We start from the raw sequence: 21,561 nt of genomic DNA, 5'->3' as shown, positions 1-21,561 counted from the left end.
GTTCTTGTAACAGTCAAGGAGGCGCAAATGCGCAAACGCTACATATCATCATTTTTCATCGGCCTGGCCACAATCGCAACACTGTCAGCTGCTCCGGCAACCGCCAGCGACAAGACGCTTACCGTCTACACCTATGAGAGCTTTGTCGCAGACTGGGGTCCCGGCCCTGTCGTCAAGGAAGCATTCGAAGCTGAATGCGATTGCACGCTCGAATGGGTCGGCGTCGCTGACGGCGTCGCTTTGCTCAACCGCTTGCGGCTCGAAGGCGATTCAACAAAAGCCGACGTCGTGCTCGGCCTCGACACCAATCTCGTCGCCGAGGCGAAAGCCACCGGATTGTTCGCGCCAAGCGGCGTCGACACGTCCGATGTATCGGTTCCCGGCGGCTGGTCTGACGATGTTTTCGTACCGTTCGACTATGGTTACTTCGCCGTCATCTACGATACCGAGGCGGTCAGTTCGCCGCCGGCGAGCCTTAAGGAACTGGTCGAGGGCGGGCCGGATGCGCCGAAGATTGCAATTCAGGATCCGCGCACATCGACGCCGGGTCTCGGCCTGCTGCTTTGGATCAGGTCTGTCTATGGCGACGACGCGGCAGACGCCTGGGCGAAACTGCAGGATCGCGTGCTGGCCGTTACGCCCGGATGGTCGGAGTCCTATGGGCTGTTCACCAAAGGTGAAGCGCCGATGGTGCTTTCCTACACCACATCGCCAGCCTATCACATGATCGCGGAAGACACGGATCAGTATCAGGCGGCCGCATTCGAGGAAGGTCACTACCTGCAGATCGAAGTCGCAGGAATGTTAAAAATGGCGACGGACAAGGACCTTGCGCAACAGTTTCTGAGCTTCATGACCGGACCCGGTTTCCAGAACGCAATTCCCACCACCAACTGGATGCTGCCGGCAGGCAAGACATCAGAACCACTGCCTGCGGCCTTCGAAGAACTTGTATCACCGTCAAAGACTCTGATCTTCACAGCAGAAGAGGTCTCTGAAAACCGCAAAGCCTGGGTCGACGAGTGGCTCGCCGTCATGAGTCGTTAAGCGACCATGCGCTTGCTGAACAGAAGACAGACGGCGCTCGGCATTTTTGCCGGCGCGGCGGTTTTTCTGTTCATAACGGCAATTGTCGGATCAGCAGCGCTTGCGCTGGTGCTGACGGCGACCGGGTCGACGCAGAGCCAATCGCCGTTTTTCGACAGCTATATCTGGCGGGTCGCGCGGTTTACGCTGTTCCAGGCGGTCGCCTCGACCCTTCTGTCCGTCATTCCGGCGATCGCGTTCGCGCGCGCGATCGCCAGGCGTCCTGAGTTCCCCGGAAGGCGGCTGCTGATTCAGCTCTTGGCGGTTCCGCTGGGATTGCCGCCGATTGTCGTCGCCCTTGGCATCATCGAAATCTGGGGGCGGCAGGGACTTCTCAACGACCTGTTGCTATCGCTGGGTCTGGCGAAACCGGTCTCGATATACGGACTTTCAGGGATTTTGCTGGCCCATGTCTTCTTCAACCTGCCGCTTGCCGCCAGGCTGCTGCTGGCGCGTCTCGAAGAGATTCCATCGGAATATTGGCGCAACGCAGGACAGTTGGGGCTAACCCAGCGCCAAACCTTCCTGCTTATCGAGTGGCCGCAGATCCGGGGGCAGATACCCGGCGTCGCAGGCCTCGTGCTGATGCTGTGCGTAACAAGCTTCACACTGGTTCTGCTGCTGGGAGGGGGGCCACGCGCAACCACCATCGAGGTCGCGATCTACCAGTCGCTGCGCTTCGATTTCGACCCGCTGCGCGCCGTTGTGCTGGCTCTTGTACAACTCGCAATGACCGGAGCGTTGCTGGCAGTTCTCGCCCTTGTTGGCAGACCCCAGGAAGAGGAACCCGTTTACGGTCGCGCTTCGCGGCGATACGGTCGCGACAGCGTTGGCGCACTGCTCGGCGACTACGGATTGATTGTTATCGGCGGCGTGTTTCTTTTGTCGCCCCTGCTTTCGGTGACGGCTGCCGGCCTGGCGTCCGATCTTGTGAGGTTGGCGGGAGAAGACATCGTCTTGCGGGCGGCTGTGACAAGTCTCGTCATAGGCATGGTCGCCGCGTTGATTTCCGTAACGATGGCTGCGGTGCTGATAAAAGCAAGAAGCGCCTGCTTGCCGCTCATGCGCCATTCGAATGTGGCGACAGCCTTCCGAAGCGCCGTCGGGGCGATCTCCAGCCTGATACTCCTTGTCCCGCCGATCGTGCTCGGCGCCGGCTGGTTCGTGCTGCTGCGCGGTCACACGGACATCTTTGGCCTTGCGCCGGTCATCATTGTCGCCGTCAATGCCTTGATGGCGCTTCCTTTCGTCATGCGGGTCATGGAACCTGCCCACGCCAGCCACATGGCGCGCACCGGCCGTCTCTCCGCCTCGCTCGGCCTTACCGGAGCGCGAAAATTTCTCCTGGTGGACTGGCCCGGTTTGCGGACGGCCTTTTTTCTTGCCGCTGCTTTCGCCATGGCCCTGTCACTAGGCGATCTCGGCGCGATTGCGCTGTTCGGCAGCCAGGACGTCATCACTCTGCCCTATCTACTCCTGCAGCGCATGAGCAGCTACCGAACCGACGACGCAGCCGGCATTGCGCTCATACTCGGCCTCGTTTGCCTGATCCTGATGATAATCGCGAACAGCGGTCGCAAACCGTCTGCCGGAGGGCAATAATGACGGCCGGATCAGATATCGTTCTTGAAAAAGTGCGGTTCGATTATGGATCGGCGCCGATGCTATTCGACGTGACGCTTTCCGGCGGCGTAACAACGGCGATTATCGGGCCGTCCGGCTCAGGCAAATCCACCATTCTCAATCTCATCGCGGGTTTCGAAATACCCGACAGCGGCCGCATTCTGATCGGCGGCGACGACGTAACTTCCCTTTCCCCGGCTGAAAGACCAGTGACCATGGTCTTCCAGGATAACAATCTCTTCGCCCACCTGCCCGTGCGCCGCAATGTCTCGATTGGCCTTGACCGCAAGATCCATCGCGGCGCCAGTGGGAGCATTGTTGACGACGCCCTCGAGCGTGTCGGGCTATCCGGCTATGCAGACCGCAAGCCAGGCATGTTGTCAGGAGGCGAGCGCCAGCGTGTCGCGCTCGCCCGTGTGCTTGTCCGCAGGCGTCCGGTGCTGCTGCTAGACGAACCCTTCGCGGCGCTGGGGCCCGGACTTCGTGGCGACATGCTGGCGCTTATACGCGCCTTGCAGCAGGAAACAGGCATGACGGTCGCCGTGGTCACGCATCAGCCGGACGAAGCGGAACAGTTCGCCGACGAGTTCGTTTTCGTTGATCGACGCAGCATCGCAGGGCAGGGTTCTGCGGCGGGTTTCGCGGGTCGGCGAGACATTCCTGGCCTTCAGGCCTATATGGGTGAAAAAGATAGATGACACGGGACTACCGGCGCCACATTTAATGTACTAGAAATCAGTGCGGACAAATACGAGGCGTAGCAGATTCTAAGCGCACCCAAAGACAGTTCCTTCGTATCGGTCTGGAACATCCGATCCCGCGGGAATTCAGCTTCACCAGGCATGCCGGGCTTGCTCGCGCGTGTCTTCTGCGTCGTAGCGCTTCTTGCGCTTGCTGGGTGCCAAACGCTCCTCAACGAAACCAATCCGCCTGGCGCCGGGCCGTCACAGGGAACCCTGCAGACCGATGACGATCCGCGAGCCAGGCTTGGCGCAAGCGAACACCCGCGGATCCTTGCTAATTATGGCGGAGAGTACAACGATCCGAAGGTAGAACGACAATTGGCGCGCATTGTCGGCGCTCTCACTCTCGTTTCGGAAAATCCGAAACAGACTTACCGAATTACGATTCTCGACTCGCCTGCGGTAAACGCCTTCGCCTTGCCAGGCGGTTATCTGTATGTGACGAGAGGCTTGCTGGCGCTTGCAGACGACTCATCGGAGGTAGCGGCCGTCATCGCGCACGAGATGGCCCATGTCACCGCCAATCACGGACTCCTTCGCAAGCGCGCCGAGGAAGCCGAGCAGATTGCAAATCGCGTCGCGACGGAAGTGCTGTCAGGTGAAATGACCGGCGAACAGGTCGAAGCCCGTGGAAAGCTCAGGCTTGCAGCCTTTTCCAGGCAACAGGAGCTGGAGGCTGATGTTATCGGCGTTCGTATGCTCGGTGAGGCCGGATTCGACCCCTACGCCGCCGCCCGCTTTCTTGAAACCATGGACGCCTACAGTCGATACCAGAACAATGTCGAAGATCTCGACCCGAGTCTCGATTTTCTGTCGAGCCATCCTGATGCGCCGAAGCGTCGAGAACTCGCCTACCGACATGCTCGCGCGTTCGGACAGCCAGGCGTCGGCACGCGTGATCAGGACAAATATCTAAGGGCTATTGACGGCCTCCTTTATGGCGATAGTCCAAAACAGGGCTATGTGCGGGGAAATACGTTCCTGCATCCGGTCCTTGGCATCCGCTTCAGCGTTCCCCAGGGTTTTCAGATCGACAATACAGCCGAGGCTGTTCTCGCGACCGGACCCGGCGACATCGCAATCCGTTTCGACGGCGTTTCGGACAAAAAACGCACGCCTCTGACGCGCTACATCACCAGCGGCTGGGTCAGTGGCCTTGATCCGTCGAGCGTCAGACCTCTTCGGATCAACGGGCTAGAGGCCGCCTCAGCGAAGGCTGTGGCGGATACCTGGGAATTCGACGTCACGGTAATCCGTGTAGGCAACCGGATCTACAGACTGCTAACCGCTGCGCCCGTTGGCAGCAGCAATCTGGACGCGGCGGCCCGCATCGTCACGTCGTCATTCAGCAAAATGTCGTCTTCCGAAATAGCGTCTCTACATCCGCTGCGCATCCGCATCGCAAACGTGAAGCCAGGAGATACAATGACGTCGCTCGCAGAACGCAATCAGGGGACACGTCGAAAACTGGAGCTGTTCCGGCTCCTGAACTCGCTGTCCAGCGGAGAAACAGTGTCTGTGGGCGAAAAGGTCAAGCTGGTCACCGACGAGCGTTGATGCGCTGTCCCGCGACTACATGGTCGCGATGGCCGGAGCGTCTTTCTCGAGGGCGATTTTCAACTTCTGAAGTGCTCTGTTTTCGATTTGCCTTACGCGTTCCTTCGAAATACCCAAACTCGTTCCAAGGGATTCCAGCGTGGCGCCGTCCTCGCTCAGCCGCCTTTCCCTGATGATCCGTATTTCGCGCGGATTGAGCGTTTCGAGCGCAGCTTCGATCCACTGAGACCTTCGCTCGTCATCAATCATGGAACTGACCTGTTCATCCGGCAGGGGGTCGTCACTTTCCAGATAGTCTATTCTGTCGGCGCCCTGGTTCTCTGAATCAGATATTGGCGCATTGAGGGACATATCCGAGCCTGAAAGACGCGCGTCCATGATCGCTACATCCCTTACATTGACGCCAACCGCCAGCGCGATCTCATTGTGAATCGAACTGTCCATTCCGGATTCGTTTGTTTGCCACAATTTGGCGCGCAAACGTCTCAGATTAAAGAAAAGCGCCTTTTGAGCGGAGCTGGTGCCGCCGCGGACGATCGACCAGTTGCGCAGGATGTAGTCCTGTATGGAAGCGCGGATCCACCACGTGGCATAGGTCGAGAAGCGAACCTCGCGATCGGGGTCAAAACGGGCGGCTGCTTCTAGGAGGCCGACATGGCCTTCCTGGATCAGGTCGTTCATCGGCAGCCCGAAATTGCGGAACCGGGCCGCCATCGAAATAACCAATCTCATATGGGCCATGGTAATTCGATTAAGGGCGTCCTGGTTGCGATCCTCCTTCCAGAGAACCGCAAGCTCATGCTCTTCTTCCCTTTCGAGATAGGGAGCCGCCATCGCGGCTTTGATCATCGTCTGACGAACACGATTGTCGTTCATCATGTTCTCCCAAATGCGGCCAACGCCCACTGTGTGACCTGGGGAAATCAACATTGACGCGTTACTTTGCGTGGGCTCAAGAACTCACAATGTCTAACGAGCGTATCTTGGGATCGGTTCACTCGCTATGCAAGAAAACGCAGCGTTCACTATTTGGAACCAATCGATCCCAAATATGCAAGATAGGTGTTGCAACGCAAAAAAGCCGACTAAAGCCGGCTTTTTCAGCGATTTCCTAGGGTTGAGCCGATATTCCAGAGTCTATCACATTCAAGTGATAGCAATCTGATCAGGCGGCTGCTTCCTGTTCATCCTCTTCGGCAACTTCGTCTTCGGCCGCCTTGCCGCGCTTCGGTCCCTTGTTGAGATTGGTCTCAATGAGACGAACGGCCTCGGTTTCCGAAACCTTGTTCACCGCTGCGATTTCACGCGCCATGCGATCGAGTGCCGCTTCATAAAGCTGGCGCTCGGAATAGGACTGTTCGGGCTGATTTTCAGCACGATACAGGTCGCGAACGACCTCTGCGATGGAAATCAAGTCGCCGGAATTGATTTTCGCGTCATATTCCTGCGCACGCCGCGACCACATGGTGCGTTTTATGCGGGCGCGACCTTGCACCACCTTCAATGCACGTTCTACGAAGTCGGTCTCGGCGAGCTTGCGCATGCCGATTGAGGACGCCTTGGCGACGGGCACCTTCAGGCGCATCTTGTCCTTGTCGAAATCGATGACGAAGAGCTCAAGCTTGTGCCCGGCGACTTCCTGTTCCTCGATTGCAACGATCTGGCCAACACCATGGGCAGGGTAAACGATGTATTCGTTGGTCTTGAAACCCTGGCGCTGTGCAGGCTTCTTCTGTTGCGTTGTCATCCGCTCTATGTACTCCCTGTTACTGCCCCGCTAACATTCGGGGTTGGGTACTGGCCGTCACATGCGAAGGGGCGCCCCACTGGGCAGCGGCTTCAACAATCCTGGCTGGGATCGTCCACAACAATCAAACCTCCAGCAATCCATGCACACTGCTGTTGCAAACATGAGGATATGTGGGGTTGCACTTCCGTTGTTATGGCAATCAAGGCGAACTCGTTCATCCGCCTTCGGTCAGTTTCACACATATAGCATAAAGAAGCGCAAAATTCAACAATTTGCCGCAGGCGCACAATGTCGCAGCCTGCGTCAATCGATTCTTGGTAAATGCAGGCAGTCGCCCGGAACTTCACCAGTTAATTTCTTTGACCCTGCCCGTTGAATGGGCGTCAATCCCCGTCACCGGGTTCCGGAGAAAAATAGTCTTCGTATTTCCCGTCCTTTCCATCAAACTCCTCGGCATCCGCCGGAGAATCCTTTTTGATGGTGATATTAGGCCATTTTTCGGCGAACTCCGTATTAATCTGCAGCCACTTTTCGAGACCTGGTTCAGTATCCGGTTTTATGGCCTCCGCAGGACATTCCGGCTCGCAAACGCCACAGTCGATGCACTCGTCTGGGTGGATGACGAGCATGTTTTCGCCTTCGTAAAAGCAGTCTACCGGACACACCTCGACGCAATCGGTATATTTGCATTTGATGCAGTTGTCGGTGACGATGTAGGTCATGAAAGGCTCCGGTGACGCCCGCGTTGAACCGCGAACAAATATTCTCCGGTTCAGGTAGCGAGTCTGTTTTGCATTGGCAAGTGCGCCATTTCTACACGCAGCGCAGTCTCACCTTTTTGCCGCAATGCTCCAGAAAAATTCTTCTTTTTCTGCGCCATTTCAGGGAACGTTTCGCACAAGCACAGACCGAACAGTAAAACCGGCGCCAAGAATGCACGCCTAGAGCGCCTATTCGTCCGTCAACGCCTTCCATCGATCGATCTGGCGTCGATCGCGTTTTGTCGGCCTACCGCTTCCGGCTTCCCGCAACGGAACCATGGCGACAGGCGTCTTGTCTTTTTCAGGAGACGGCTCGGGTGAAATATCGCGATAGAGCTGACGGGCTTCCTCGTAGGGACCGCGGCGCGTTCCCGGATCCGCCACCTCCAGAACCTTGATGACGCGGTCCAGTGTTATCGTCAGCACATCACCCGCAACGATCATGCGGCTCGCCCTGTCGATCTTGTCGCCATTGACGCGCACCCGGCCCTTCTGGACGAGTTTCGCCGCCAGCGACCGAGATTTGAGGACACGCGCATAAAATAGCCACTTGTCGATCCTCTGCGAGGCGCACACTACTTGTTCATCTGCTCCTTCAGCGCGGCAAGCTTGGCGAATGGCGAATCCGGATCGATTGGCTTTTCCTTGCGCGGCGGGCGCGGCTTTCCATGATCTCCATGCTTCTTGCCATGACGCGGCGGTTTGCCTTTACTGTTGCGGTGAGGCTGGTTTCGGTCGTCGCCCTTGCCGCGTCCGGCTCCCTGTCTTTGACGATTGCCCTGCCGATGCTGACGATGACCTTTGTTCTCATTGCGGCCGGCCGGACGCCAAAGCAATACCGGCTTCGGCTCCTCCTCGGCGGCCTCCTCTGCAGGAGCCTGAATAGCGTCTGCGGTTGTCTCAGGCGAGGCTATTTGCGTCTCGACAGGCGCTTGCGCCGTCGCGCCGGCTTCAGCCGGTTGTCCGTCCTGTTCAGGCGCCTCGCCAACCTTGGCTTCGTCTCCCGTCTCTGACGCGGATTCCTCAGTCGAAGTGTCTTCCGTCTTCTCGGCAGCTCCGGCTTCCGGTCCAGCCTCCATCGAAGCCTCGCTGGCTTTTACGCCCTCGACCTCCGCGGGCGACGCCTTCACGCGTATCGCGTCCAGGTGCGCTTTTGCCACCGCCGGTTCGATGGCCTCTGACCGGTAGCCAAGACCTTTCAGAATTTCTTCCATGTCGTCCGGCGTAGCGCCCAGGATCGACAGCATAGCCGGCGTCGTCGAGAAACGCCGCCCATCATAGGCGCCTTCCGGCGGAACGCCGTTTCCTGGGTTCCATTGCAGGAGCGGTCGAATAAGATCGGACAGTCTCTCGAGAATGTCGATGCGCACGGCGCGCTTGCCAAGATAGCGGAAACCCGCAAGCCGGTAGAAATCGCGTTGATATTCCGCATCGGTGACAATCGAGGTGCGGCCCGCAGCCAAAGCCGCCGCGATTTCTCCGTATCCCGGCTTGTCGAAACCTTCATTGCGCAGCGCCCAGAGCATGGTGATGATCTCGGCCGGAGCCGGCTTAAGCAATGCAGGCATGAAAACATGATAGGCGCCGAACCGCACGCCATAGCGCCGCAGCGAACCGCGCGCCTCCTGATCAAGCGCCTTGACGTCGTCGGCGACGTCACGCCGAAACAGGACGCCTAACCCCTCGACGATTTGGAAGGCGAGGCCCTTGGCGAGGCCTTCGAGATCCTCGGCCTTTGCGAGGTCGTCGAGCGGTTTCAGGATCGTTGAGATGTGATGGTGGACGAAGCGTTCGATCCGCGCCGTCACCACGTCTCGCGCCTGGCCCGAAAGCTGGTCATCGGCAAGCAGGATTATGCGCGGCGCGAGAATGCTGTCGCTGGAGGCGAGCCTTGCAACGGGATCGCCAAGCCATCGCACAGTGCCGTCGGAGCCGAGGGCGAAATCATGATTGCCGGATGCATGCACACGCGCGGCTCTTGCCTCGAACTCGATGGCGAGCGACTTCTGCGCCGCAGCCAGGACGGCTTTCTGGTCCGGTCCCTCAGCCGATGAATCCGGCGTGAACCGGAATCCCGACAATTGTCCCACATGATGGCCTTCGACGAATACATCGCCATCGACACCAATTTCAGCTTCAAGCATCGCGTTCTCTCTCAACCGCTTCATGAGCACAGATGTCCTGCGGTCAACGAAGCGTTTCGTCAACCTTTCATGCAGTGCATCCGATAACCGATCTTCGATTTCCCGGGTCTTTTCCTGCCAGTGTGACGGATTCTCCAACCAGTGAGACCGATGTGAGACATAGGTCCAGGTCCGGATCTGGGATATGCGCGCCGACAACGTATCGATATCGCCGCCGGTCTGGTCCGCCCGTCGCACCTGCTCCGCCAGATAATCTTCCTTTACGGTCCCAAGACGAACAATGTCACGATAAATTGTCGCAATCAGGTCGGTATGCTGCAAAGGCGTTATGCGTCGGTAATCAGGCAATGAACAGACGTCCCACAACAGTTCCACCCGATCGGCGCCGCGCGCCATGTCGCGAATCTCGGGATCCAGCGACAACCGTTCCAGCGCCCGCTGATCGACCGCAGGCAGCGCCCGGGTTAGACCCTGCACGGGCGGCGTTGCCTCCAGCGACTGACGCAATGCGTCCAGCGAATTGAAATCAAGGCGCTTGCTGCGCCACTGTAGCAGCTTGACCGGTGGAAATTCGTGGCTCTCCATCCTCTCGACCGTCTCATTGACCATGGGCGCGACGCGTCCGGTGACGCCAAATGTGCCGTCGCGCATATGGCGGCCGGCGCGCCCGGCGATCTGGCCCATTTCCGCCGGTGTCAGATTGCGGTACTGAAACCCGTCGAATTTACTGTCCTGCGCGAACGCAACGTGGTCAACGTCGAGATTGAGGCCCATGCCGATCGCATCGGTGGCGACCAGGTATTCGACATCGCCTTCCTGGTAGAGCGCGACCTGGGCATTGCGGGTGCGCGGGCTCAGTGCGCCGAGAACCACCGCTGCGCCGCCGCGCTGGCGCCGGATCAGCTCGGCGATCGCGTATACCTCTTCGGCGGAGAACGCCACGACAGCGCTGCGGCGCGGCAGCCGGGTGATCTTCTTCGAGCCGGCATAGGCGAGATGCGACAATCTCGGCCGCGACACGACGGTCAAGCCGGGAAGCAGTTTTTCCAGGATAGGCCGCATGGTCGCCGCCCCCAGCAGCAGCGTCTCCTCCTGACCTCGCAGATGCAAAATGCGGTCAGTGAATATGTGCCCACGTTCGAGATCGCCAGCGAGTTGCGCCTCGTCGATCGCCACAAACGCAGCGTCCGTCTGCCTTGGCATCGCCTCGACTGTGCAGACAGAATAGACGGCGCCGTTTGGGGAAATCTTTTCTTCACCCGTGATAAGCGCGACCTTGTCTGCTCCGACGCGTTGTACGATCCGACCATAGACCTCCCTCGCCAGAAGCCGCAACGGCAAACCGATCACGCCAGATTTGTGCGCCACCATTCTTTCGATGGCGTAGTGTGTCTTGCCGGTGTTGGTCGGCCCAAGCACGGCGGTGACACCACGGCCGGAGAGGATCATGGGCTGGCTGCTGGCGGTCTCAGGGTGCTGCATCAATACGGACATCTTGAAAATCGATCGTGGCGTCAATCAGATGATACGATGAAATCCGGCGAAGTCGGGACGTCAATGCCGCCGCCGCGGTCCGCCGGCGCCGTCTCGCCAGGACGCGATGTTAACTTTCGGAACATGCTGAGAACGAATCGGCGACGAATCACTGACTCAAGCCGATTCCGGTTTTGTTCACGGCCATATATGCGCCTGTATTGGTCGATCGACACAAGATGGTGATTCCCTTCAAGACCCGCGTATGGCAATTTGGACAAGAATCTCACCGCCCGTTAACCTTTGATGAGAACACGACGGTTCGCCTGCGCGGTTCATGGTTAAACATTTGTAAATTCCGGGAAATTCTTGACAGAAAGTTAACGGTACTCGTCTCCATATAGCGATTTCCGTTAAGATTTCGATCAAAAGCGGAACGAATCAGCGACGAATCGCTTACCTGACGATGTTCCTGAATTGTTCACACAACATATGGATATTCTTTCAGAGTCAACCACAACAGGGACGCAGGTTTCGCGACTTTATTCGGTCAGGATTGACCGCCGGCGTTAACCAATTGCGCCCATAGATTGAATGTCACGCGTCGCCTTCGCCCTGCATACTCGGGACCCGACTGGTTTCCTGGATGGCCCCGAAGGTCGAAATCAGGTCATGTATTGACCGCCATTGGCGGACAGCGTGGAACCGGTCACGAAGCCGGCGTCGTCGGACGCGAGGAAGACCACACAGCGCCCTATTTCTTCCGGCTCTCCCAACCGTCCAACCGGAATTAGCGGCAGGATGCGTTCGTTGAGCACCTTCTCGGGAACCGCGCGCACCATCTCCGTGCCGATATAGCCGGGGCATATTGCGTTTACGGTAATGCCCTTCGCCGCGCCCTCCTGGGCAAGCGTCTTGGTGAATCCAATGTCACCGGCCTTTGCAGCCGCATAGTTGGCCTGCCCCATTTGGCCTTTCTGACCGTTGATGGAAGAAATATTGATGATGCGCCCGAATCCGCGGTCGCGCATGCCGGGCCAGACCGGATGGGTCATATTGAACAGACCGGTCAGATTGGTGTTGATAACATCGTTCCAGTTTTCCGGCGTCATTTTGTGGAACATGGCGTCGCGGGTAATGCCGGCATTGTTGACCAGTACGTCCACGGGTCCGAGATCAGCTTCGATTTTGGCAAGCCCTTCGACGCAGGCCTCATATTTCGAGACGTCCCATTTGTAGACCGGTATCCCGGTTTCCTCGTTGAATGCCTTGGCCTTTTCGTCATTGCCGGCGTAATTGGCGGCGACCTTGTAGCCTGCATCCTTCAGGCAGACCGATATGGCGGCGCCAATCCCGCGTGACCCACCCGTAACAACTGCAACCCTGCTCATGGCTTTTTCTCCCTGCAAATTTATTGATGAGGCGAAACGGCAGTCAGGCCGTTCCGCCGCACTGACTATCAGAACCGTTCAACGCACATTGCGACGCCCATGCCGCCGCCGATGCACAAGGTGGCAAGTCCCTTCTTGACCTCGCGCCTCTGCATTTCAAACAACAGCGTGTTGAGAATTCGGGCGCCTGACGCGCCAATCGGGTGACCGATTGCAATAGCGCCGCCATTCACATTGACGATCTCCGGATCCCAGCCAAGATCCTTGTTGACGGCGCAGGCCTGAGCCGCGAACGCTTCGTTGGCCTCGACAAGCTCGACATCGCCGATCGACCAGCCCGCCTTCTCAAGCGCCTTGCGCGATGCGGGAATTGGGCCGGTGCCCATGATTTGCGGGTCGACGCCTGCGGTCGCCCAGGAAACGATGCGCGCCATCGGCGTGATCCCGCGCTTTTGCGCCTCCGCTTCGCTCATCAGGACGGCTGCGCCCGCCCCGTCGTTAATTCCGGAAGCGTTGGCGGCAGTCACCGTGCCGTCCTTGGCGAAGGCCGGGCGCAGCTTCGCCATTTGTTCGACCGATGCGCCGTAGCGGATGTATTCGTCCTTGTCGACAACGATGTCGCCCTTGCGGCTGCTGACGGTATAGGGAACGATCTCATCGTCGAAACGGCCAGCCTTCTGCGCGGCTTCCGCCTTATTCTGGGACGCGACGGCGAATGTGTCCTGCTCATCGCGGGTCAGCTGCCAGCGAGAGGCGATATTCTCCGCCGTATTGCCCATATGGTAACCATAGAAAGCGTCGGTCAGGCCGTCCTTGATCATCGTGTCGATCATTTGCAGGTCGCCCATCTTCTTGCCTGCGCGTAAATGCGCGGCGTGCGGAGCCATGGACATCGATTCCTGCCCACCCGCAACGATGATGTCCGCGTCTCCGCTGACGATCTGCTGCATGCCAACGGCGACCGCGCGAAGGCCCGATCCGCAGAGCTGGTTCAGTCCCCAAGCCGTCGCTTCGGCCGGAATGCCGGCGGCCATGGCGGCCTGACGGGCAGGATTCTGGCCCTCGCCGGCAGACAGGATCTGCCCCATGATCACCTCATTGACCTCGGCAGCTTGCACGCCCGCGCGCTCCAGCGCGCCGGAGATTGCAGTCGCGCCCAATTTGTGGGCGGGTTCGTTCGCGAACGCGCCATTGAAAGAACCAACCGCGGTGCGCGCCGCGCTGGCGATGACGACTGATGGTGTTGACATGATTCTTCCCTATAAAGATGGTTATACTGTGTGGTTTGAGACTGACCGAGGACAGTCAGGAAGTCAAACCGGCTTCCCGCCGCAGACGGTCATCCGCCCGCGGGTTTCATGGCACTTATGCCTAAAACTTTTGCGGCGTTGCACAAAAATGTGCAAAACATGCTATACTTTTTTTTCGGCTCGTGTTCATCTGTTGTCTATTGTACGGATACCGTATCATGCCCGAAGTCCGGGAAGCGCCGACAGGGAGGTCGTGTGAATGACCAAAGTAGATGGTCAGACCGTCATCAAAAAATACGCCAACCGGCGGCTCTATAACACCGGCACGAGCACCTATGTGACGCTCGATGATCTGGCGGTCATGGTGAAGGATGGCGACGATTTTGTGGTCATCGACGCCAAGTCCGGTGAAGACATCACGCATTCTGTGCTCACCCAGATCATCTTCGAACAGGAATCGAAGACCGGCAACACGCTCTTGCCTGTCTCCTTTCTGCGACAACTCATCACCTATTATGGCGACCAGATGCAAATGCTGGTTCCGAGTTATCTGGAGCATTCCATGAGCGCCTTCGGCGCCCAGCAAGAGCAGATGCGCGAACAGCTCACCAAGGCTTTTGGCGAAACGCCGATCACGCGCAACATGCAGGCGCCGATACAGATGGTCGAGGACCAGGTGCGCCGCAACACCGAGATGTTCCAGCAGGCCATGCAGATGTTTTCGCCATTTGCAAAGACCGCCGGGAACACACCCGCCAGCAGCCCCAAATCCAAATCGGGCAATCAGGATATTCAGGACCTGAAAGACCAGTTGCGCTCACTCCAGGAAAAACTGGATTCACTGGGCGACTGAAGCCCGCGCGATTATTGGTCGGAATTCTCAGACAGCAGGCTGCGTCGATGGGCAGCCAAACTTGAACGTGACCAACATTAAACGGCAGGCGGGCTGCGTCTTGACATTGGCTGAAAAGCTGACAAACGTCGCGACCCGTCAACCTGCGCAAGAGGAGATGCCTGCGGCATGGTTTTTGAAGACCTGATTACACGATTGAACATGATGTTCGTCGATATGGAGAACCAGCCGGAGGACACCCGCGAATTGCTGCTTCAGATCCATATGGAATTGAGTCAGCTTCGCGCGACGGGCCAGCCTCTGCCCCAGGATCTCGTAGAACTTGAGAAACGTCTCGAGGCTGAGTTCGAAGCAAAAGGCGTTGAACGTCCGTCAATCTGACGGCTATTCGTTTGTCCGCAGCGGCGACATCTGCACGATGAATATCGCTAGCAGCGGCGCCACGACCGAGATCGTCGCGACCAGGATAAGCAGAACGCCGAGCTGATTGTAATCCGCGGCCGTGACGATCGCGCCTGTCTCGCGATCCGTCACCTCGCGTGTCACGACGAATATCTCGTTGAGATGACGGGTAAAGAGGCTGCTTGCAGATAAAGCCAGATTGGTGAACGACGCCATCACCGCGAAGAAAGTCGCCTTGAGTTCCGCCGGTGCGTTGCGCGCGATCCAGGCGAGCATCGGAATCATCGCTACCTGGCCCAGTGGCGATTCCAGCGCCGTATCCATGATGGCGATGAAGCGCGCGTCGACCACGCCTCCGGTCAGGCGCGCGGTCCATTCCTGAACCCCGTAATACAATCCGATATTCGGCAATGAAAGAATGCCAGACGCCAGCGTCAGCAACGCGACGATATAGACGATCGAATGCGACGCCATCAGCGGGCGCAGGACGATCATTCCGGCAAGCGTCAGAAGCGAAACAATCAACGAGAGGATCGAAAGGAACTGCTGATCGAAGCCGAGGACATCGATTTGAAACCAGGTTGCCCCGGGACCGGGCAAAGGCACGGCGCGAAAAACGAAGATAATGATCGCTGTGCCGACCAGAATACGCGCCCGGTCGGGTTCGAGCACGGCGATCAATTGGCGCATCAGTATCAGGACGATGATCATTGAGCCGGCGAAGACAATCTCCTGTGACCAGGCAAGATCGGACAGGCCGACGGTCAAGGTGAGCGCGACGAAGGCGAGGCCGCCGCCGAAAAACCAGTAATTCGGCTCGACATTCTCGTCGGGGCGGTCGAGGAGATCGCTGATGCTTTCCTCGTCCATGCCCTGTTCAAGAAAGGCGCGTCGACGGCGGTGGCGAATAAACTCTGCAAGAATAACGCCGGAAATCGAGATAACAGGGATGACCAGTGCATAGAGATAGATACGGGCGTAGGTGTCCGTCTTCTGGCCTTCATCCATGCTCTCGATGCCTGAGAACATGAAGATGTTGAGGGCCGCGACCGCGACGAGGCCGCTGATCAACGCAATGCGTCCGAGGGTCTGCATCGTCGTGTGCATCGCCTTCTGGGCCGCTTCGGTGAACGGGCGCCCCTCCTCGTCGACCTTTGGCACGGCCTCGACCGACATCGCATCAGCGACTGAATCCTGGATCACGTAGCCGCAGGGAGCGAGCAACAGGCTGACCACATACCAGGCTTCAAGCGGCATGATCGCCGCCATGTCCAAGGGCCAGGACACGATGGCGTACATGATCATCAGGCTGGTCGCGATAAGCCCTGCGCCAAGAAAGACAAGCAGGGACTTCCATCGCCAGATCAGGTCGACAAGGTGACCGAGCGGCATCTTCAGCGCCCATGGCAGCCCCGCCCAGAAGGCGAGCCCGGCAATGAAGGCTGCTGAAAGGCCCAGATATTCCTTGACGTAGAATGCGCCGACGATGCCGGTAAGGCCGGAAACGCCGGCTGCGAGATAAACCATAAGCGGCGGCAGGAACGACCAGCGGAGTTGGCGCATCAGGTCCACGACTACGGCTTGGCGCCAGCCAGCGAACACTTCCAAAGCCTTGCGCAAGTATTCGATCAATGACTGTCTCCCGGCAGTTTGCACGATCGTCCCGATACACTACATCTATGACATTCCGCTCTAGTGTGGTGGATTTGAAGTTGCTTACATTGTAGCAGCTGTCTCATACAGGAACTTCAAATCCGTAAACCACACTAGAATCATTATCTTGCTAGTGCCCTTATCGAATGTGAAGTTCGAATAAATCGTGCTGCAGGATGTAACGAACTTCAGATTCGGGGCACTAGCAGGAAAGGCAATGGAAGCCGAGGCGTCGAAAGGCACGATCGATCTGGAAGACACGCAGGCGGTGGCGGCTCTCGAGCACCTGACCGGCCCCTCGCGCGGTTCGGTGTCGTGGCTCTGGCAACCGGAAATCGAACTCGGATTACGCACCGACGGCCGTATCTGCATGGCCTCGGACAAGGACCGCCGAACGCCTGAGCCTGTTGCGCGTCTCAAACGGTCAGACAGCAACCATTATTCAATCGAGGCGGTTGACGGCCGTCCATTGTGGATCAACGGACAACCGGCCAGCGCCCAGTTGCTCAGGCATCACGACATGATCGAGTTCGGCGAGAACGGACCGATGTCGCGCTATTACCTCTATGCGAACAGCCGCAAGATGCATGACAGCGTCGCCAGCATCTTCAGCGACACGGCCGCCTATTTCCGCAACAGTCGGCGGCCTGTGGCGGTAAGGCTCATGCGATCCTGCAGCCAGACAGCGCGCCGCCTGACGAGCGATACCACGGTGCTTTTCCGGATAGCGATGCTCATAAGCATCGCTGCGCTCGGCTTTCTCGTCTTCCAGCAATACCGCATGAACGAATTGCAGCGGCTACAGATTGAAAGCGGCGTGGCGGAACTCGAACATTTCTCCCGTGTGCTCGCCCGTTCTCGCCAGGAGGCCATAACTCCGCAAGACCTGGAAACACTTCAGAGTGACTTTGAAAGTCGTATCGGCGTCACTTCCGAGCGGGTCTCCGAAATCGAACGACGTTCGACGGCGAGCACTGAAATCATAGCCGCGGCCCGCTCCGCAGTGGTTTTCATCCAGGGCGCCTACGGATTTCGCAATACGTCTGACGGACGCATGCTGCGGCAGGTTATCGGCCCCGATGGCGCGCCGCTGACACTTCCGAACGGATTGCCGTTGCTATCATTGGAAGGCGACGGCCCGGTCGCCGAACGTCAATTCACCGGCTCCGGCTTTTTTGTCGGAAGCGACCCCCTCATCGTCACCAATCGGCATATCGGCGTCCCATGGCAAAATGACGCGAATATCGAGACACTCGGGGCAAGCGGTCTGGAGCCGGTAATGATCCGGTTTCTGGCCTATGCGCCCGGCGATTCCAATATAATGGATCTTGCGGTCGTGCGTGTCAGCGAAACCGCGGACATCGCTCTGCTGGAAACCGCCAATCTTTCGCGGGAAACGAACGGCCTCGTCCTGTCCGAACGGCAAGCGCTACCGGGCGACGCCATTATTTTGATGGGATACCCGACAGGCCTAAAGGCGTTGCTCGTTCAGGCGGGCAACCGATTTGTGGAAAACCTGAAAACACTCGGAGAAACCGGCTTCTGGGACGTGGCGGCGCGTCTCGCTGAAAGCGGCCACATCGAACCGCTTGCCAGCCGCGGCATCGTCGCCAGAGTTTCCGAAGGGATCATCGCCTATGACGCAGAAACGACGCGAGGCGGCAGCGGCGGGCCTGTTCTCGATATCAACGGCGAAGTGATCGCCGTCAATTCGGCGATCCTGCCGGAATATGGCGGATCCAATCTCGGCGTACCGGCGAGCGAGGTCCGCAAGCTTCTGGAAGCGCCTTCAAACTAAGTGGGCGTTGCCTTCCGGTTTTGCCTTGATCCGCTGAACCCGTGTTACGCCCTGCGGCGCGAGCACCGGAACGAAAACGCGCCGCGAGCTGCGTTCTGCGACAGGCAGACCCTGATATAACCGCTTCTGCGCCTCGATGATCACCACACCGCTCAGGAAAGGCCAATAGCGCCGACCGGCCCGTTCAAGGGTACGCGTGACGCTCAGTATCGAGCGCCACCGCGACGGCGGGAACATCAACGCCTCGGAATAGGCTTCCGGCGTGAAATTCGCGTCGCGCAGAAGGCGCGTCAGCTGATTGCGCGAATAGGGCGTGCCGGATCCGAATGGCGTGTGTTCCATCCGCGCCCATACGCCTCTTCGGTTCGGCGCCACGATCACCAACCGCCCGCCCGGGGACAGCACCCGCCAGGCCTCCATCAGGGTTTCGCGCGGACTCTCAGCGAATTCCAGCGCATGGACCATCAGGATTCGATCGAGGGCGGAATCCGGCAGTGGCAATTCCTCGTCGAAGACCAGCGCCGTAGCGCACGCCTTCTGGGACGGCCAGCGAACCGCTCCCTGGCCGGCCGGCATGAAGGCCAGCCTGCGCTCGGCGTCCGTACCGAACCGGTCGAGATAGGGCGTCGTGTAGCCTAGCCCCATAAGGCGCTCGTCAGGCAGGGATACCCAAAGCGTTGAAAGGGCCATGGTTATTGCATTGCGCGCCAAACGACCAAGATGGGACTGATAAAACTGTCTCAGTTCAACAATATCTGTGTGCATAGATGACGCCCACCATGGCGGTAAAACAGCAGTTTGAAGTTATCGTCTGCATGTTGCATACATGCATGAAGTTCGCATGATACAACACAGGAGGACGCTTTGCCGCAATTGCAAATCGAACAGTTCATCTGCCGGAGCGACAATTTCTGCGTTCTGATCCATGATCCGAAAACCGGAGACACCGCCTCGATCGACGCGCCCCAGGAAGGGCCGATCCTCGAGGCGCTTGAGCGCACTGGCTGGAAGCTGACCCACATCCTGACGACGCATCACCATCAGGATCATGTGGACGCGAACAAGGCGTTGAAGAAAGAATTCGGGGTGACGATCATCGGTCCGGCCGGTGAAGCCAAGAAGATTCCGGGCATCGACAAACCGGTTGGCCAGGGCGATATGTTCACCTTCGGCAGCTTCGAGGTTCAGGTGCTCGAGACGCCTGGCCACACACTCGGCCATATCAGCTATTACTTTCCCGCCGCGAAGACAGTGTTCGCGGCCGACACCCTGTTTGCGCTGGGCTGCGGCCGGATCTTCGAAGGAACAGCGCCCCAGATGTATAATTCGCTGCAGAAACTTGCAGACCTGCCGGATGACACGCAGGTCTATTGCGGCCACGAATATACGCTCTCCAACGCCCGCTTCGCGGTGACCGTCGATCCCGACAACGGGGAATTGTCAACCCGGGTGCGGGAAATCGAGGCGCTCAGGGCTGAAGACAAACCCACCCTTCCGACAACAATCGGCCTTGAAAAACGAACCAATCCGTTCCTGCGGGCCTCCGATCCCGGTATCCGAAAGGTGCTCGGCATGGCCAATGCGGACGATGTCGCCGTCTTCGCGGAGATACGCAAACGCAAAGACAACTTCTGACGGCCGTCAACGTTTGCGTCGCAATAGTTCCTTGGCGGCAAGCGCCGCGCCGCCGGTGATCAGCACGCAGGCGACAGCAATGCGCCAGCTCGGTTCGCCAATGCCAGCGGCAATCAGGATCAGCGTCGAAAACAGCGGCGCAGCATAGCTGAATGCGCCGAGAATCTGGATATTGCCGTGCTTGACGCCATAGTCCCAGACATAGAACGCGCCGCCGACCGGCATCAGGCCGAGGCCAAGAACAGCCAGCCACTGGGTTGCCCCGGACGGCCAGACGGTCTGTTCCCAGATCAGGTGGCAAACGAGAGCAAGCGCCGCCGTCGCCGCGCAAAAGCCGGTCACCGCGTCTGTCGGCACGGCGCCGAAGCGCCTGGACACCAGCGAATAGGTCGACCAGATGAAAGCGCAGGCGAGCGCCGTCCCATATCCGAAAACGTATTGGGTTTCGAAGGAGAGCCCCTTGCCCGCGATGATCAGCACGGTTCCGGCGAGTCCCGCAAGCGTTCCGGCCACATGGTGCCAGCCAAGCTTTTCTCCAGGCAGAAGCGCAGAGCCGACCACGATCAGTAGAGGCCAGAGATAGGCGATCAAACCCGCTTCCACGGCCGGCGCATTGCGCAGCGCCGTAAAATAGAAAAAATGGTATCCGAACAATCCGCCAACGCCCAGCAGCCATACCGGCCAGGGCTGACGCAAAGCGCGGTAGCTTCCCGGCCGTGACGACAGGGACGCCAAACCGATCACTGTCGCGATGAGAAAGCAGATGGCCGCGAGTTGAAAAGGCGGAACCGCTCCGGACAAAGCTGTCAAAAGCGCGAGCAACGACCACATCAAAATGGCGCTGAAGCCAATCAGGGTTGCTCGCATCTGTAACCTGTCCCATAAACGGATTAAGCGGCGTCGGATCCGCGCCAAGCGTGAATGAACGCCAGTACCGCAAAGCCGCAGGGAATTCCAGACCACAGGCTTGACGGCCAGCGCGGCTGCGACTATAGAACCGCGACTTCCAATGACAGGCCAGAATGGCGCGGCCGGACATACGCACCGGACACGCATAGCCATTGGCAAATGAAACCGAAGGTGAAACCCATGTCCCGCAGTTGCGAATTGACCGGCAAGGCCGTCCAGTCGGGCAACAATGTTAGCCATGCCAATAACAAGACGAGACGCAAATTCCTCCCGAATCTGTGCCATGTCACGCTGAATTCCGAAGCGCTCGACCGTAATTTCCGCCTGCGCATCTCCGCAGCGGCTCTGCGTTCCGTTGAGCATCGCGGCGGCCTCGACGCTTTCCTGATGAAGGCTGACGAGAAGCAGCTCGCCCAGCGCGCTCGCCTGATAAAGCGCGAAATTGCAAAGAAGCTGGCCGAAGCAGCCGCCTGATTAGGCGACAAGCTTAAAGTATAGCAGCGGATCGGGTTTGCCGGTCCGCATTTTTTCAA

The 21,561-nt window shown here is 58.5% G+C and carries 19 protein-coding genes; 9 read left to right on the top strand and 10 right to left on the bottom strand.

The window, feature by feature from the left end; translation table 11 throughout:
• Positions 1 to 27 precede the first annotated feature (27 nt).
• The 4 genes from thiB (at position 28) to AAFN47_RS15720 (ending at position 5,009) form a co-directional block, all read left to right on the top strand.
• Entirely contained in the window at positions 28 to 1,047 is a 1,020-nt protein-coding gene (gene thiB / locus AAFN47_RS15735; protein WP_499810199.1) for a thiamine ABC transporter substrate binding subunit, read from the top strand.
• 6 nt (positions 1,048 to 1,053) lie between these two features.
• Entirely contained in the window at positions 1,054 to 2,688 is a 1,635-nt protein-coding gene (gene thiP, locus AAFN47_RS15730) for a thiamine/thiamine pyrophosphate ABC transporter permease (protein WP_499810198.1), read from the top strand.
• Complete coding sequence (locus AAFN47_RS15725) at positions 2,688 to 3,407, top strand: thiamine ABC transporter ATP-binding protein (protein WP_499810197.1); 720 nt, start codon at positions 2,688 to 2,690, stop codon at positions 3,405 to 3,407. The genes thiP and AAFN47_RS15725 overlap by 1 nt, the downstream gene beginning before the upstream one ends.
• Positions 3,408 to 3,551: 144 nt before the next feature.
• Positions 3,552 to 5,009: a M48 family metalloprotease gene (locus AAFN47_RS15720; protein WP_499810196.1), complete on the top strand. Its 1,458-nt coding sequence runs from the start codon at positions 3,552 to 3,554 to the stop codon at positions 5,007 to 5,009.
• A gap of 15 nt (positions 5,010 to 5,024) precedes the next feature.
• On the opposite strand, the gene AAFN47_RS15715 is transcribed toward AAFN47_RS15720, so the two are convergent.
• From AAFN47_RS15715 to AAFN47_RS15685, 7 genes are all read right to left on the bottom strand, one after another.
• Positions 5,025 to 5,885, bottom strand: coding sequence for an RNA polymerase factor sigma-32 (locus AAFN47_RS15715; RefSeq protein WP_499810195.1), 861 nt, complete (start codon positions 5,883 to 5,885; stop codon positions 5,025 to 5,027).
• A 289-nt stretch (positions 5,886 to 6,174) separates the two neighbouring features.
• Complete coding sequence (locus tag AAFN47_RS15710) at positions 6,175 to 6,756, bottom strand: CarD family transcriptional regulator (RefSeq protein ID WP_499810194.1); 582 nt, start codon at positions 6,754 to 6,756, stop codon at positions 6,175 to 6,177.
• A gap of 386 nt (positions 6,757 to 7,142) precedes the next feature.
• On the bottom strand, positions 7,143 to 7,481 hold the full coding sequence (fdxA, locus tag AAFN47_RS15705; RefSeq protein ID WP_499810193.1) for a ferredoxin FdxA: 339 nt from the start codon (positions 7,479 to 7,481) through the stop codon (positions 7,143 to 7,145).
• Between the two features lie 228 nt (positions 7,482 to 7,709).
• A complete protein-coding gene (locus tag AAFN47_RS15700) occupies positions 7,710 to 8,096 on the bottom strand; it encodes an RNA-binding S4 domain-containing protein (protein ID WP_499810192.1) in 387 nt (128 codons plus the stop codon).
• A complete protein-coding gene (locus AAFN47_RS15695; RefSeq protein ID WP_499810191.1) occupies positions 8,096 to 11,158 on the bottom strand; it encodes a helicase-related protein in 3,063 nt (1,020 codons plus the stop codon). Before AAFN47_RS15695 ends, AAFN47_RS15700 begins: the two co-directional genes overlap by 1 nt.
• Before the next feature lie 644 nt (positions 11,159 to 11,802).
• A complete protein-coding gene (locus tag AAFN47_RS15690; RefSeq protein ID WP_220231336.1) occupies positions 11,803 to 12,528 on the bottom strand; it encodes a beta-ketoacyl-ACP reductase in 726 nt (241 codons plus the stop codon).
• A 68-nt stretch (positions 12,529 to 12,596) separates the two neighbouring features.
• The gene (locus AAFN47_RS15685) at positions 12,597 to 13,778 is read right to left on the bottom strand and encodes an acetyl-CoA C-acetyltransferase (RefSeq protein ID WP_499810190.1); all 1,182 of its coding nucleotides are present in this window, start codon (positions 13,776 to 13,778) and stop codon (positions 12,597 to 12,599) included.
• Between the two features lie 259 nt (positions 13,779 to 14,037).
• Between AAFN47_RS15685 and phaR the strand changes: the two genes are divergently transcribed.
• Entirely contained in the window at positions 14,038 to 14,631 is a 594-nt protein-coding gene (phaR, locus tag AAFN47_RS15680; protein WP_499810189.1) for a polyhydroxyalkanoate synthesis repressor PhaR, read from the top strand.
• A 168-nt stretch (positions 14,632 to 14,799) separates the two neighbouring features.
• Complete coding sequence (locus AAFN47_RS15675; RefSeq protein WP_499810188.1) at positions 14,800 to 15,012, top strand: hypothetical protein; 213 nt, start codon at positions 14,800 to 14,802, stop codon at positions 15,010 to 15,012.
• Between the two features lie 3 nt (positions 15,013 to 15,015).
• On the opposite strand, the gene AAFN47_RS15670 is transcribed toward AAFN47_RS15675, so the two are convergent.
• Positions 15,016 to 16,665 carry an MFS transporter gene (locus AAFN47_RS15670; RefSeq protein ID WP_499810187.1) on the bottom strand — a complete coding sequence of 550 codons (1,650 nt, stop codon included), beginning with the start codon at positions 16,663 to 16,665 and terminating at the stop codon, positions 15,016 to 15,018.
• A gap of 238 nt (positions 16,666 to 16,903) precedes the next feature.
• Here AAFN47_RS15670 and AAFN47_RS15665 point away from each other — a divergent pair, with 238 nt between their 5' ends.
• Positions 16,904 to 18,484 carry a S1 family peptidase gene (locus AAFN47_RS15665; RefSeq protein WP_499810186.1) on the top strand — a complete coding sequence of 527 codons (1,581 nt, stop codon included), beginning with the start codon at positions 16,904 to 16,906 and terminating at the stop codon, positions 18,482 to 18,484.
• Here the strand turns inward: AAFN47_RS15665 and AAFN47_RS15660 are convergent.
• Positions 18,476 to 19,249: a class I SAM-dependent methyltransferase gene (locus AAFN47_RS15660; RefSeq protein WP_499810185.1), complete on the bottom strand. Its 774-nt coding sequence runs from the start codon at positions 19,247 to 19,249 to the stop codon at positions 18,476 to 18,478. The two genes, AAFN47_RS15665 and AAFN47_RS15660, sit on opposite strands and share 9 nt — an antisense overlap.
• A gap of 99 nt (positions 19,250 to 19,348) precedes the next feature.
• On the opposite strand from AAFN47_RS15660, the gene gloB reads away from it, so the two are divergent.
• Positions 19,349 to 20,119, top strand: a complete 771-nt coding sequence (gloB, locus tag AAFN47_RS15655; protein WP_499810184.1) for a hydroxyacylglutathione hydrolase — start codon at positions 19,349 to 19,351, stop codon at positions 20,117 to 20,119.
• A gap of 6 nt (positions 20,120 to 20,125) precedes the next feature.
• Here gloB and yddG read toward each other — a convergent pair whose 3' ends face one another.
• Entirely contained in the window at positions 20,126 to 20,986 is an 861-nt protein-coding gene (yddG, locus tag AAFN47_RS15650; protein WP_499810183.1) for an aromatic amino acid exporter YddG, read from the bottom strand.
• A gap of 222 nt (positions 20,987 to 21,208) precedes the next feature.
• On the opposite strand from yddG, the gene rpmB reads away from it, so the two are divergent.
• Positions 21,209 to 21,502 (top strand): 50S ribosomal protein L28, encoded by a 294-nt coding sequence (rpmB, locus tag AAFN47_RS15645; RefSeq protein WP_220231327.1) that lies wholly within the window; start codon positions 21,209 to 21,211, stop codon positions 21,500 to 21,502.
• Positions 21,503 to 21,561 lie beyond the last annotated feature (59 nt).

Origin of the sequence: Hoeflea sp. CAU 1731, from assembly GCF_039888615.1 — a bacterium.
Taxonomy (GTDB): Bacteria; Pseudomonadota; Alphaproteobacteria; order Rhizobiales; family Rhizobiaceae; genus Flavimaribacter.
This window is presented reverse-complemented; position numbering and strand designations above follow the sequence as displayed.